The following is a 14768-nucleotide window of genomic DNA, read 5'->3' as shown; positions in this document are numbered from 1 at the left end:
CAGATGGAGAAGGATAGCAATGCATTGATGGAATACGATTTTCAGATTGAGAAGCAGCAGGCAAGTCATTTTCACTATGATATTGAGCTGCTCTATGTCTTGGAGGGCGAAATTGCCTTGCAGGTGGAAAAAGAAGTATTTGAGATGAAGGCGGATGACCTTATTATTATCAATTCGAACAAAAGACATTCCTATCAGGCAAACGGGGATGTGCTGCTTGGCTGCTTTCATATCAGCTATCAAAGACTTAGTATACTGCTTAATTCCTCCCAAATTTTTTTCTGGTGCAATTCTATAATTGATAAAAACAGGGCATATGACAGCCTGCGTGATATGATGCGCCAGATTTTTGACCAGTATTTTGAGGAGAGCGACCAAGGAAAGATTTATCTGTCGAGCCTCTACTATCAGCTTTTGCACATCATTGTGAGCAATTTTTTAGTTAAGCATGATGACCGTAGGTTTGAGCAGGATAGAGATATCGAGGAGGAGCGCGTCGCAGAGATTTATAACTATATACACACGAATTATAGTCAGCAGATTAGTTTAAACGATCTTTCTGAGAAAATATATTTGTCTGTGCCGTATCTCTCCAAATATATTAAAAAGAAATTCGGACAGAACTTCATTGATTATGTAAACAGCATTCGCCTGTTTCATGCGATGGATGATTTGCTCTACACGGACAAAACCATTATGTACATCGCGATGGAGAATGGTTTTGCTAATACCGCCTCTTTCAATGCCGCCTTCAAAAAGGTGCATGAGATGGCGCCGTCCGAGTACCGACAGAAAATGAAGCCGCAGAAAATAAAGGAAAAGCAGGAAACAGCTAAGGAAAAGGACGAGAGGGTTGTAAGGAAGCTGAATTCCTTTATGGAAAATAATTATGCCAGTGCACCTAAGCTTACCGATTATGTTGAGTCTGAGCTTATTGTGGATGCGCGGGAAGGGCGCGAGCTTAACAAGCCGTGGAATAAGATGATTAATATCGGAGAGGCAAGCGATTTGCTCCGCTCTGATATTCAAAATCATGTGCTTATTTTAAAGGAAAAACTAGGATTTCGCTATATTCGTTTTTGGAATATATACAGTGAGGAGCTTTATCTAAATGAGGGCAGCAGGCAGGGAAGCTACAACTATGACAAGCTTGACAAAATATTGGATTTCTTGGTTGACAATGAGCTGTTTCCTTATATTGAGCTTGGATATAAGCCGCAGAAATTATACCGGAATATTGAAAATCCGATGGTGAACAAGCAGCCGGAGACGAAGTTTGATGATGATGAGAGCTTGGAGCGTTTTTTAAACAGCTTTGCCGTCCACATTGCCAATCGGTATGGGATTGAGGAGATTGAGCAGTGGTATTTTGAGCAGTGGAACGACGAGAGATGGGCGATTGACAGCGAGCAGGCACGTTTCTTTGAGATTTTTGAATATACCTATCGGGCATTTAAGAAAATTTCACCTAACATAAAGGTTGGAGGACCCGGAATCGGAATTCAGTTTGGAAAAAAGAATTTATCCGATTTGTTGGAATTCTGGGAAGGAAAGTTATGTAAACCTGACTTTATCTCACTTTACTGCTACCCTTACTTAACCGGAACAGAAGATGGACGTGTTTATGCCAAAATTTCAACGGACCGCGATTTTGTAAAAAATCAGCTTGCGATGGCAAGGGAACTGATTGAAAGAACGAAGCTTTGTGACGTGGAAATTCATGTGTCTGAGTGGAACTCGACCATTTCCAACCGAAATTCCTTAAACGACAGTTGCTTTAAAGGAGCATATGCGATGAAGAGCATCATAGACAACATCGACAATGTCCATATATTAGGCTATTGGATTGGCTCTGATATTTTTGCGGAGTATTATGACAGCCATATCCTGTTAAACGGTGCCTGTGGTCTGCTCAGCAAGGATGGGATAAAAAAGCCTGCCTTCTACGCATTTGATTTCTTGAATCATATGGGAAAAAGAGTGCTTGGCGTGGATGAAAACACGATTATTACAGATAAGGGGCATAATAATTATGCGGTTGCCTGCCATAATTACCGACATTTAAATTATCGGTATTATCTGAAAAATGAGGATGAAATCAGCATTGCAAAGCAGTATCAGGTGTTTGAGGACAATAAGGAGCGGAAACTGAATTATCAGATTGCAGGAATTGCAAACGGAAACTATCAGGTGACGATTTACTGTGTCAACCAGTCAAACGGCAGCGTTCAGGATGAATGGGCGAAGATGGAGTACAGCGAGCATTTGACGAAAAACGAAATTGAGTATTTGAATCGGATTTGCACCCCACGCATTTTTATGAAACTGTGTAAGGTGAAGGACGGGCGCCTAAACCTGGAGACAAAGCTGGCACCTCAGGAAATACAGTATATTAAAATACAATATTTATATGATTAACGACAAGGGCAAAAATATATATGTGATTTTTGCCCTTGCTTTTCTTTTTAGAAAAAAACAATGGGAAGAGGATAAAAAGAAAAACGACTTTGGAACAAATAATTGACAGATGGATAAGAAAAAAGGCCCTATAATTGACTTATCAAAACAAGAAATAACAGGAGGTTGGTTAGATGAGTAAAATTAAAGTGGGAATTATCGGCTGTGGAGGTATTGCAAATCAGAAGCATTTACCGGCATTATCCAGACAGAGTGACAGAGTAGAGATGGTAGCATTTTGTGATATTGATTTAGAGAGAGCAAAAAAGGCAGCAGAGCAGTATGGTGCAGAAAATGCAAAGGTTTATGAGGATTACAAGGAATTATTGAAGGATGAGTCAATTGATTTGGTACATGTATTGACACCAAACGTTGCGCACAGTCCGATTACAATTGCAGCATTTGAGGCAGGAAAGCATGTTATGTGTGAAAAGCCGATGGCGCATAACACTGAGGCGGCACAGGCAATGATGGACGCTTGGAAGAAGTCGGGAAAGAAGTTTACAATCGGTTACCAGAACAGATTCCGTCCCGAAATTTTAACGCTGCATGAGGCTTGTGAGGCTGGTGATTTAGGAGAGATTTATTTTGCAAAGGCTCACGCTATCAGAAGAAGAGCGGTGCCGACATGGGGTGTATTCCCGGATAAGTCAAAGCAGGGCGGCGGACCGTTGATTGATATCGGAACACATGCACTTGATATCACATTGTGGATGATGGATAATTACGAGCCGGTATCCGTGATGGGTTCTGTATTTGAAAAGCTTGGACACCTAGAGGAAGCGACAAAGGGAAATATGTTCGGCGCATGGGACCCTAAGACATATGAAGTGGAAGATTCAGCATTTGGTTTTGTTAAAATGGCAAACGGAGCAACTATTTTCTTGGAATCTTCATGGGCAATCAATATGAAGGAATCAAGAGAAGCTTGTACAACCCTCTGCGGAACAAAAGCAGGTGCAGAAGTGATCGGCGGCATGAGTCAGGAAGGACACGAGTTGATTTTTAACAAGACAACGCACGGCAAGCTGACAGAGGAAACCCTTTCACCGGGCGGAACAATTGCCTTTTTTGAAGGAAAGTCTGACAAGGAAGAGGATGTAGAGTGTACCCAGTGGATTGATGCGATTATCAATGATACAGATCCGGTTGTAAAACCAGAGCAGGCATTTGTTGTAACGAAGATTTTGGATGCAATTTACCAGTCAGCGCAGAGCGGAAAAGAAATTAAATTTTAGGAGGTCAATATGAAGCTAGGATTTGTCAGTGCAATTTTGGATAGCTACACCTTTGAGGAAATGATTGATTTTGCCTCCCAACACGGCTTTGAGTGTGTGGAAGTGGCTTGCTGGCCAAAGGGAAAGGCAGAGAGAAGATATGCGGGAGTAAGCCATATTGATGTGGCACAGCTAGATGATGAAAAAGCTGCTTATATCAAGAATTACTGTGCCAAAAAGAAGGTTGAAATTTCCTCCCTGGCATATTACCCAAACACAATGGACCCTGATTTGGAGAAGCGAGCAGTCTATGTAGAGCATTTGCATAATCTCATTGACGCGTCAGCAAAGTTAGGTGTTAACATGGTAACAACCTTTGTGGGACGTGACCCAAAGAAAACCGTATCCGAGAATATGGAGCTTGTGAAGGAGGTTTGGCCTTCTATCGTGAAACATGCAGAGGAAAAGAAGGTAAAAATCGCCATTGAGAATTGTCCGATGCTGTTTACAGAGGATGAGTGGCCGGGCGGTCAAAATATTATGACGACTCCTGCAAACTGGAGACGAGTATTTGAGATAATTGACAGCGACTATTTCGGCATCAATTACGATCCGTCTCACTTTGTGTGGCAGCAGATTGACTACATTAAACCAATTTATGAATTTAGAAATAAGATTTTTCATGTACATTACAAGGATATCAAAGTATATGCGGATAAGCTTGCAGATGTAGGTGTTATGGCAACTCCGCTGCAATATATGTCTCCCAAATTGCCAGGACTTGGAGATGTAAATTGGGGAAAATATGTATCGGCATTGACGGATATAGGGTATAATGGATATACTTGTATTGAGGTGGAGGACAAGGCATTTGAAGGAGAAGAGGAAAGAATTCAAAAATCTCTGATTCTGAGCCGAAAATATTTAGAGCAATATGTGATATAATTATTATATAAAGCAAGCAGTGAAGCGGATTGCGAATATTCGCTCCACTGGCAGAAAGGGGAAGTTATGGGGCTTCTCCTTTCTTTGCATAGAAGAGGTTTTTGACATGTAAAGAAAAATGATAAGCACTCGTTTAATGAGATACTATATAATGATAGGAACAGGAGGAGTGAAACGTGTATAAGGTACTGATAGCTGACGACGAAGTGAATGTATGCATGCTGATAAAGAAGTTGGTTGATTGGGAAGCTTTAGGGCTTGAGGTCATTGGCATGGTTCACAATGGGGTGGATGCCTTTGAGTATCTGGAGAGTGAACAGCCGGATATTATAATAAGCGATATCAGAATGCCCGGATATGACGGACTTGCTTTGGTTCAAAAGTCGCTGGAGCTTCAAAAGAGACCGGAATTTATTATTATCAGCGGATATAAATACTTTGAATATGCACATCGGGCACTTAGCATGGGAGTGGAGCATTATTTGCTAAAGCCGATTGACAAAGAGGAACTGGAGAAATCATTAGGAAAAATTATTGAGAGAATTGAGGAGAGCAGGCAGAAGGATACGGCAGAACAGCAGCTTAAGGAGGAAGTGTACACAAACAGGAGAAGGATGAACAAACATTTTCTCACAAGTGTGATGCAGTATGACGGACAGGCAAAAAAAGAGGAGGAGCTAAAAAGCGAATACGAGTATAAGTTTAACAGTGAAGGATTTCAGGCAATATTCGCAAAGGTGGATTTTCCTGTTCAGGGAATTAATGAGGTAAATGGGTTACTTGCCATCGTAGAAGATGTGTTGGATACTATTTTAAAGGCAAGCGGATATGAATACATTAACAGCACGATGAAGAGCGGTGTCATTTCCGTTATCAATTTCGACCTCTCCCAGAAGAAGCAAGTGGAGGATATGTACAACCGTTTTCTGGAGCAGTTGATGTATGAAATGAATAAATTTCACCAGTTTTCCATCACGCTCGGAGTAGGAGAGATTGTGTCCGGCATCGGAGCGGTCAAGGTGACCGTAAACGGCGCCACGGAGGCAGTGAAGTGCCGTCTGAAAAAGGGTGTGAACCGCATTATTTATAAGGAACAGCTCACCTACAATAAGGTGGATGTAAAGCAGCTCTTAAATGAGGGTGAAAAAATAAAACTTATTAATCTCGTGGAGGTTTTGGATGCACCGGCACTTCATTTGTTTATTGAGGAGAAGGTAAGTGTGTTTCAACAAACACCATTTTATTCTCCGGTATCCGTATTTGATTTTTGCGAGACGCTGGAAAATCAGATTGTGGAGGCATTGATAAAGACAAACGCAGACGAGAGGCTTATTGCAAAACTGCAGGAGGGCTTTGAGATTGCGATGGATATGTGCTGGAAGGAAGAACTTCTGAACAGGGAGTGCCAGAAGATAGTATTCGAGTGTATTGAGCAGTTGATTCAGGAGAAGAAAAACAAAAGCCAGCTTCCGGTCAGGGTAGCAAAGCAATATATTCAGGATAACTATAAGGAGCCGCTTATGCTTGAGGACGTGGCAGCGGCGACGAACTTAAGTCCTGCATACCTAAGTACCATTTTTAAGAAGGAGCTTGGTATCAGCTTTACCGACTATCTCATCTCGTGCAGGATGGAAAAGGCAAAGGAACTTTTGAAATCTTCTGAGGACAGTATTGCTGTCATTGCGGGAGAGGTGGGATATGCGGATTCCAGATATTTCAGCAAGCTGTTTTTAAAGGTAGTCGGTTTGAAACCTTCCGTTTACCGGAAGCTGTACACATAAAAAGAGGGGCATATGAAGAAAAAGAGCAGTGGATTTCAAAACAGGGTATTTAAAGGGGCAAGGCGGGTGTTTGGCGGCTTTATTGCAGTTGGCGCCATTGGTATCGCAATCTCTCTTATTTATGCAAACGGCGGACTTACAAAGGAGCAGTATGTGCTGCTTCTTATACTGGGCTGGATTGCACTCGGTGGGCTTTTGTGGGTATTTCAAACCTATGTAATACGTCCAATCGGCATATTGGAGGATACGATGGAAACCTTGAGTCAGGAAGCGGCAGACTACAAGCTTGAGGAGGAATGGGAGAAGGATTCTTTGACAGACAGTCTCACCTATATTCTGGACAAATACAAAAAGAGCATAGAGCGGGAGCATGCGGAGATTGTTCTTCGGCAGGAATCAGAATACGCGCAGCTTCAAAGCCAGATTAACCCTCACTTTCTCTACAATACGCTGGAGGTGGTGAGGGGGCAGGCGCTCATTGATGACAATTACAAGATTGCAGATATGACGGAAGCTCTCGCAAAATATTTTCGTTATAACATTGGAAAGGATGATGATCAGGTCAGCCTGTCGGAAGAGATTGATAATGTTTATAACTATATTAAAATTCAGCAGTACCGCTTTGCGGACAAGTTTACCTTTCACATTCATGTGCACGATGACACGGAAGAATATAAAAACTGCATTGTGCCGAAGATGACGCTGCAGCCGATTGTGGAAAATGCAATTTTTCATGGCATAGAGGGAAAGATTGGCGAAGGCGCGATTGATATCCATATTGTCACGACGCAGGAGCGGCTTATTATAACCGTTGCCGACGATGGAATTGGTATGAATGAGGAGAGCTTGGAAGCCATACAACAAAAGCTTGAGCAGTCTCCGATTGTTATGAGCTATGACAAGAAAAAGGGAAGCAACGGGATAGCCGTAGGAAACGTCAATAACCGCTTAAAGCTGTTATTCGGAAAGGAATATGGACTTCAGATATCCAGTACATGGCTTGTGGGAACCGAGGTGGAAATCACAATCCCTAAAATAATAAGAGAAGTTAGTTAGGTGCGGTAAACATATGAAAAAAGAGATTTTAAGAATGGAAAAGGTATGCGTGGGGAACGAAAAGCCCTTTCTGCTGAATAACTTTCATCTGTGCATCAATGAAGGAGAAATCGTAAATTTGATGGGCTTATCAGGTGCGGGCAAATCACTCCTCTTAAACTATTTTAACGGAAGTGTGCCACTTTATTCGGGAAGAGTCATATGGGATAAAAAGATATTTGAGGCTGGGAAAAACTTTATTCCCGACCAGCGCCTTATCTGCATCGGAAACAAGAGCACGTTAGTTGAAAAGATGACGGTGGCGGAGAATATTTTTGTCTTGTCGAGAAAGAAGAAAGGCAGCTTTTTTATCAACCATAAAAATCTTTCCTACCGTGCAAAGCTTTTATTAAGTGAATATGCTCCCGATATTAAGCCGAACATGCAGATTAGTTCCTTAACACCCTTTCAGCAGCATGTTGTGGCACTTCTTCGAGCGGTGGAGAACGAAGCAAAGCTGATTATTCTTGATGATATTTTTCAGTTTTATGGAAATTATGAGATTATTCAAATGAGAAATTTGCTTTTGAAGCTAAAGAAAAATCAAATTGCTATCTTACATGCCACCCACCATGAAAATTTCAACTTAAATATCTCGGATAAAATTGTCATTATGCGAAGAGGAAGTAATGTGAGAACCTTTTACCAGGAGGATTACAGCACTGCGCTTGCGACACAGCTTCTATTGGGAAATGAGATTCCCAAGGAGATGCCTCGGACCTCCTATGTAGGGGAGGAATACAGCCTTGAGGTAGAGAATTTATGCTGTGGGGAGAAGATTAAGGAAGCAAGCATGAAGATTTATAAGGGGGAAGTTGTCGGTCTGTATGATGCAGAGAATCTGGGAAATAAGGAGATTGCGCTGTCTTTGGTCGGGGAATGTAAGATACAACGAGGCAGTATACGGTATAATCAAAAGCCCTACACGCCTAAAAACATTGATGATGCGGTCAGTCGAAATATCGGTTATATTCCAAGAAATATGACGAATACGAATTTGGTGGATACGATGAGCTTCATGGATAACCTGTTTTTGCCGGTTATGAAGAAGACGAGCAAATATAATTTTTTAAACGACTATTCCGTGCTGAACTTTTTATGCAAGGAATATATGGAGGAGCTGGGGATTCCGAAGGAAGCAAAAAATGAAAAAGCGAAAGCATTTGATGCCTATATCCGAAACAGTATTTTACTGACCCGTTGGGTGCTGTTTCAGCCAAAGCTTCTTGTATGCATTGAGCCTTGCTCCAATGCGGATATTCTGATGCAGAATATTTTGTTTGGTGCCATAGAAAAGCTGGCGGCACAAGGGTGCAGCGTGATTTTAACCTCACCTTATCTGGCAGATTTAAAGCCGTTTTGTGACAGGATTTTCTTTGTCAATGAAAATGGAGGACTGCAAGAGGAGATGAAAAAGTGAAAAATTTTGCACCTTTTCAAATGATACTCTCGTTGTTTGAGGCAAGGGTAAAACGTATAATGAGTTTAACAAAATTCATTGTAAAAGGAGAGAATGGTATGAAAAACAAGATTTTAAGTGTTATTCTTTGTGTGACAATGGCAGCGACACTGCTTGCAGGGTGCAGCACAAAGTCAGACAGCTCGGAGACGGGCAGTACAGCAACAAGTGAGACAACCGCTTCTACGGGGGTAGAAAAAGAGTTAGTTGGATTTGCAATTTCCTATACGGGAAATGATTTTATGCAGGGGTTGGCAGATGCGATACAAAAGAAGTTTGAATTAGAGGGCTATGAGTGCCAGGTAGCTTCAGCTGACTGCGATGCGACAACACAGATTGAGCAGATTGAGAACTTTGTAACAATGGGAGCAAAGATGGTTGTTGTTATGGCGGTTGACCCGACAGGACTTCAGGATGTCGGAAAAAAGGCAATTGAGCAGGGAACTGCGATTGTATCCTTCACGACAAAAATTGAGGGCGGCGAGACCACATATGTTGGTGCTGCAAGTGAAAAAGAAATCGGTACAGCAATTGCAACATTAGGTTCAAACTGGGTGAATGAGGCATATGCCGATGCGGCAGACGGTTCCGTGGAAACAGTTGTTTTCGGATATTCAGGAACACCGGAGGCAGCAGAGCGCTCAGAAGGTATTAAAGAAGAAATTGAGAAAAACACAAAATGTAAGGTTACTTATATAGAGCCGGAGAGCAATACATTAGATGCAGCGCAGCAGGCAGCAGAAAATTTGTATCAGACAAATCCGGACACAAAATTAATTCTTTGCTATAATTCAGGAATGTCAAACGGTGTAAATGCGTATATTACATCCAGCGGCTTAACGACAAGTGACAAGGCAACCTTTGGTTCAGACGTAAGTGCGGAAGTACTCGCAAACGTTGGTGCATCAAAGACAGATATCAGTATCGTGAGAGGTGTTGTATCCTTAGGCGATTACGATACCATGTGGGCTGATTTGTGGGTACCATGCCAGTTGATTTTAAGCGGACAAGCGGACAAGGTAGAGGCAGAATATTTAGGTGAGACAACATTAATTACGGCAGATGATTTGCAACAGCAATAAATAATAAATAGAGTAGACGGCAGCTGAAATAATCAACTGCCGTCTACTCTATTTATGCGCACGAATACAAGTGGAAGATGTCACTACGTGGCTGCTTTGTTACTTAATTCTTTACATAATAGTTTTGGACATAGATACTAAAAAGTAAATCAAAAAAATAGTTAATTCCATATCGCGTATAGACATTCTGCATTCCATTGGATATATATTCACAGGCTTGAAAATTATTGCTTAAAAAATAAATATCATCATAGTAATCATTGAGCTGTTTTGCGTGATTCAAAGTTATAAGAACTTTGTGGGCTTTCACATCTTTGACATCATCTTTTGTAATTATGGCATAATTACCGGAGGCAGAACAGGTTATAAGCAAATCCTCTTCGGTAAGAGCATTAAGAATACCTGTATTACTAGAGAGATTGGTTACAAGCTTAATGAGTCTGCCAATAGAGACCATCTCAAGTTGAAATTCCTTTGCTGAAGAACTTGAGGTATCTGCGTTGAGAATCACAATGTTCCTGCGTGAAAAAATCTTTTCAACGAGTTCCTCAATATTTTGAGCGGCTATCGTACTATTAATATCTTTTAACATTTCATCCATAGACTTAACAATAGAATCTTTAAAAGTAGGTTGGTTGACAAAGTCTATAAATGCCATGGAATGAATTCGCAAACGTTTGACATTATCTTTCATATGAGTAAAGCTATCGAAGCCTATACTTTTTATGAATCTATGAATTGTACTCCTTGATACAAAACAGTCATCAATAACATCATAAATGCTCATACTATCCAAAGTGTCAATGTGTGCTAAGAGGTAGTTAGCCAACGTATAATTAACGTCATTTTCATCAGAATGGTTAATTATGGAAAGCATTGAAGATACAATATTAAAACCTCTTAAACTAAATGTGTTTTGTTGATTATCATTGTTTATATTCATGCAATCATTATAACTTAATTAATTAAGCGTTACAACAAACAACAACAGTATTTTTAAATTTAAGTGTTTTGATAGTTCGTTATTGGTTTCAAATTTTGAAACACGTAATAAATTTAATTTTGATATACTATGCATACAAGGTTGATCAATGCGCGCAGACCAAAACAAAATTAGGAGAAGGAAGGTATATCATAGTGGCAAAAAAAGATTATGCACAGATTTGCACGGATATAATTAATGTATGTGGTGGTGAAGGTAACATTACTAATGTTACACATTGTATGACACGTTTACGTGTTCAACTTAGAGATGAATCAAAGATTAACAAAGTCGAGGCAAAAGCGATTTCAGGGGTTATGAATCTAATTGTTCAATCAGGAGAGTATCAGTTTATTATTGGACAAGATGTTCCTTCACTTTTTGAAGAGTTCAAAAAACACGACGGTATTAAAATAGGTGGTTCTATTCAGGATGATGCAGCTGTAAAGCAGGATATGAAAGACAAAAAAAGTAACATTTTATCCACAATAATGGGGTTTATTGGCGGAACATTTTCACCGGTTATTCCGGTTCTTATTGCAGGTGGTCTTACAGGAGCAGTACTAACTCTCCTTACAACATTCTTTGGAGTATCAAATACGGATGGAACATATGTTGTATTATATGCAATTAACCAGGCAACTTTTTATTTCCTTCCAATTTTTATAGGCTTTTCAGCGGCTAATAAGCTTGGTTCGAATGGATACCTTGGAGCATTTCTTGCTGCGATAATGTTATTCTCAACAATTAATAATGCAGAAGGACTTAGTTTCCTTGGAATTAAAATTCAGCAAATAGCTTACAACTCAACTGTATTTCCGGTTATTCTAGGTGTTTTATTTATGTCCGTTGTTTATAAGTTTTTACAGAGACATACCCCGGTTTACCTAAGAACTATTTTTGTTCCATTGATTACAATCTTGATTACAGTTCCTGTAACTCTTATCGTATTAGGACCGATTGGAAATACATTTGGTACTTGGCTTGCAGATGGCGTACTTGCAATTTACAGAGCTGTTCCGGCCATTGCAGTTATGATAATTGGTATTGCAACACCACTTATGGTTTTCTTTGGAATGAACAATGCAACTTACCCAGTGCTTTTCCTGCTTATTGCAGAGATAGGTTCAGATCCGCTTATTTGTACAGGAATGGCTCCTGCGAATGTAGCAGTTGGTGGCGCTTGCCTTGCAGCAGCACTTATCGCGAAAAACGCAGAAGACAAGAGTATAGCTACAGGTGCTGGAATTACTGCACTTTGCGGAATTACTGAGCCTGGTGTATATGGTGTTTTATTCGTTAAGAAATACCCACTTATCGGAGCGATGATTGGTGGTGGTATTGGAGGACTTCTTGCAGGTCTTCTTGGAATGACTCAATATGTTGTATCAACACCTGGATTTATATCAATTCCTGCTTATATTAATCCAGACGGAACAGGTCGAAATCTTATTGTTTCTATAATTGTTATGGTATTAGCAGTGGCAGTGTCATTCCTTGTTACATTTTTCTTGGGCAAGAGAGAAGAAAAAAAGCGTGCCATAAAGGCATAAAAATAAAATATTAAGGAGAGATATATATGTATTACAAAGAAAACCCTAAATTTCCAGAAGGTTTTATGTGGGGCGCGTCAAGTGCCGCATGGCAGGTTGAAGGTGGAGTTGCTGAAGGCGGCAGAACACCGGCAATGATAGATTTAAACAGCAAGAAGAAAAAGCCTTATGCAGATAATTCAATAGCAGCAGATCATTATCATAGATATAAAGAAGATGTGGCACTTATGGCTGAATGTGGATTTTCTTCCTATAGATTTTCACTTTCATGGTCAAGAATCATTCCATATTCAGATGGAAAGGTTAATCCGGAAGGCATTGAATTTTATAACAACCTTATTGACGAATTAGTTAAGAATAATATTACTCCGATTGTGACTCTTTATCATTATGATTTACCTGTATGGGTATATGAAGAGCTAGGCGGCTGGAGAAGCAGAAAGACGATTGATGCATTCGAACATTACTGTAAAGTATGTTTTGAGAATTTTGGTGACAGAGTAAAGTATTGGTTATCAATCAACGAGCAGAATATGCAGATTTGTTATGGACACTGGCTTGGAACAAGTGAAGGCTGTACGGATTGGTTCAGAGAGCAGTGGGATATTAACCATATTATGAACATTTGTCATGCAAAAGCAGTTATCAACTGTCACGAAATGGTTGAAGGCGGTAAAATCGGACCGGTACCAGGCTATGTTCCAATCTATCCAAATACTTGTGACCCGGCAGATCAGATAGCTGCAATGAATGCAGAAGAGTTTACAGAGAAGATATGGAATGATACATACGTATATGGTGATTACAGTGGATTTGTCAGAAAGTATTGGAAAGACAATGATATTCATCCAGATATTCGTCCGGAAGATCTTGAACTTATGAAAAAGGCAAAAATTGATTTTATAGCAGTTAACTGCTATAGAAGTAATACAGCAGTGGCGTCAAAGCCAGATAGTGAAAGTCGCGAATACGGACTTAATAAGTATGGTATCAAGGGTCAGATGGTATGGCCAAATGTACCGGGAGCTTACGCTTTATGTACAAACCCATATGTTGAGTATACTGACTGGGATTGGGAAATTGATCCGTCAGCAATCAGATTTTCATTGAGATATCTTTGGGATCATTACAGACTTCCAATGATGATCACTGAAAATGGATTTGGTGCTAATGAAACGAAAGATGAGGATGGACAGGTTCATGATACCGCAAGAATTGATTTCTTAAGAGATCAGATTTACAATGTCGGTTTAGCAATTGAAGATGGCTGTGAAGTTATTGCATATAATCCTTGGTCATTTACAGACTTATTATCAACAGGAAATGGTATCAAGAAGCGTTATGGTATCGTATATATTGATACAACGGATGATGAACTGATTAATTGCAAGGATGTGTCTGAGCTTAGTATGACACGTATTAGGAAGGACTCATTTTATTGGTATTCAAAACTTATCAAGTCTAACGGTAAGGACTGGGGAAAAGATATGAGATAAAATTTGGAGGAAAACTATTATGGGGCTTTTCAAGAAGAAAATAGATTTACCTTATGAACCTGGTAATTTGTATTCCATAACAAACGGAAAACTTATAGGCATTGAAAAAGTTGAAGATGAGATGTTTGCTCAGAAAATTATGGGTGATGGAGTTGCATTTATTTCAAATTCAGGCGAAGTGGTTTCACCGTGCAATGGAACAGTTTTAACAGTATTTGATACATGTCATGCGATTGGGCTTGCAACAGATGACGGAGTGGAAGTGCTTATTCATATAGGAATTGATACTGTAAAAGAGCAAGGAAAAGGGTTCAAATCATTTGTTAAAAACGGTGAAAAAGTGAAACGTGGGCAAAAACTTATTACATTTGATATGAAGTATCTTGAGTCAAAGGGATATGATTTATCAATTCCAATGATTGTGACTAATATGGATGACATTACCGGTTTTAAATCAGAATTAGATAGTAATGTTACAATAGAGAATAAGGCATTTTCATATACTGTGAAATAAACGGTACCCAAATTATATAGTAACAGTCAGACTTTTCGAAGTCTGACTGTTATTTTTGTATAGAAAAGAAACTGCACACTCATTACTGAGTGCGACATTCCTGTTTTTTGATAAATTTAAAAATCGAAAAATTTTACACTTATTTAAAAGGGACACACATTGTTGTGATAATACTTTCTCTGTATAA

At 39.8% G+C, this 14768-nt stretch carries 11 protein-coding genes; 10 read left to right on the top strand and 1 reads right to left on the bottom strand.

Annotated features, from left to right (window positions below; genetic code table 11):
* Positions 1–3 precede the first annotated feature (3 nt).
* From CTY48_RS02600 to CTY48_RS02570, 7 genes are all read left to right on the top strand, one after another.
* Positions 4–2418, top strand: coding sequence for a GH39 family glycosyl hydrolase (locus CTY48_RS02600; protein ID WP_099466959.1), 2415 nt, complete (start codon positions 4–6; stop codon positions 2416–2418).
* A gap of 173 nt (positions 2419–2591) precedes the next feature.
* Positions 2592–3695 carry a Gfo/Idh/MocA family protein gene (locus CTY48_RS02595; protein WP_099466958.1) on the top strand — a complete coding sequence of 368 codons (1104 nt, stop codon included), beginning with the start codon at positions 2592–2594 and terminating at the stop codon, positions 3693–3695.
* Positions 3696–3704: 9 nt separating this feature from the next.
* Entirely contained in the window at positions 3705–4619 is a 915-nt protein-coding gene (locus CTY48_RS02590; RefSeq protein ID WP_099466957.1) for a sugar phosphate isomerase/epimerase family protein, read from the top strand.
* 176 nt (positions 4620–4795) lie between these two features.
* Positions 4796–6400, top strand: coding sequence for a response regulator transcription factor (locus CTY48_RS02585; protein ID WP_099466956.1), 1605 nt, complete (start codon positions 4796–4798; stop codon positions 6398–6400).
* 12 nt (positions 6401–6412) lie between these two features.
* Positions 6413–7456 (top strand): sensor histidine kinase, encoded by a 1044-nt coding sequence (locus CTY48_RS02580; RefSeq protein ID WP_099466955.1) that lies wholly within the window; start codon positions 6413–6415, stop codon positions 7454–7456.
* Between the two features lie 13 nt (positions 7457–7469).
* Positions 7470–8915: an ATP-binding cassette domain-containing protein gene (locus CTY48_RS02575; RefSeq protein WP_099466954.1), complete on the top strand. Its 1446-nt coding sequence runs from the start codon at positions 7470–7472 to the stop codon at positions 8913–8915.
* 98 nt (positions 8916–9013) lie between these two features.
* Complete coding sequence (locus tag CTY48_RS02570) at positions 9014–10036, top strand: sugar ABC transporter substrate-binding protein (protein WP_180272619.1); 1023 nt, start codon at positions 9014–9016, stop codon at positions 10034–10036.
* A 103-nt stretch (positions 10037–10139) separates the two neighbouring features.
* Here CTY48_RS02570 and CTY48_RS02565 read toward each other — a convergent pair whose 3' ends face one another.
* The gene (locus CTY48_RS02565) at positions 10140–10979 is read right to left on the bottom strand and encodes a MurR/RpiR family transcriptional regulator (protein ID WP_099466952.1); all 840 of its coding nucleotides are present in this window, start codon (positions 10977–10979) and stop codon (positions 10140–10142) included.
* A 194-nt stretch (positions 10980–11173) separates the two neighbouring features.
* Here CTY48_RS02565 and CTY48_RS02560 point away from each other — a divergent pair, with 194 nt between their 5' ends.
* From CTY48_RS02560 to CTY48_RS02550, 3 genes are read left to right on the top strand one after another with little or no spacing between them, the layout of a single operon-like run.
* Positions 11174–12571 carry a PTS transporter subunit EIIC gene (locus CTY48_RS02560; protein ID WP_099466951.1) on the top strand — a complete coding sequence of 466 codons (1398 nt, stop codon included), beginning with the start codon at positions 11174–11176 and terminating at the stop codon, positions 12569–12571.
* A 26-nt stretch (positions 12572–12597) separates the two neighbouring features.
* Positions 12598–14067 (top strand): glycoside hydrolase family 1 protein, encoded by a 1470-nt coding sequence (locus tag CTY48_RS02555; protein WP_099466950.1) that lies wholly within the window; start codon positions 12598–12600, stop codon positions 14065–14067.
* A 19-nt stretch (positions 14068–14086) separates the two neighbouring features.
* Positions 14087–14581 (top strand): PTS sugar transporter subunit IIA, encoded by a 495-nt coding sequence (locus tag CTY48_RS02550; RefSeq protein WP_099466949.1) that lies wholly within the window; start codon positions 14087–14089, stop codon positions 14579–14581.
* Positions 14582–14768: the final 187 nt, after the last annotated feature.

This window comes from Konateibacter massiliensis (assembly GCF_900184995.1).
GTDB classification, from domain to species: Bacteria; Bacillota; Clostridia; order Lachnospirales; family Lachnospiraceae; genus Lachnotalea; species Lachnotalea massiliensis.
The sequence above is the reverse complement of the archived record's forward strand: the minus strand, read 5'-3'. Positions and strand labels throughout refer to the sequence as shown.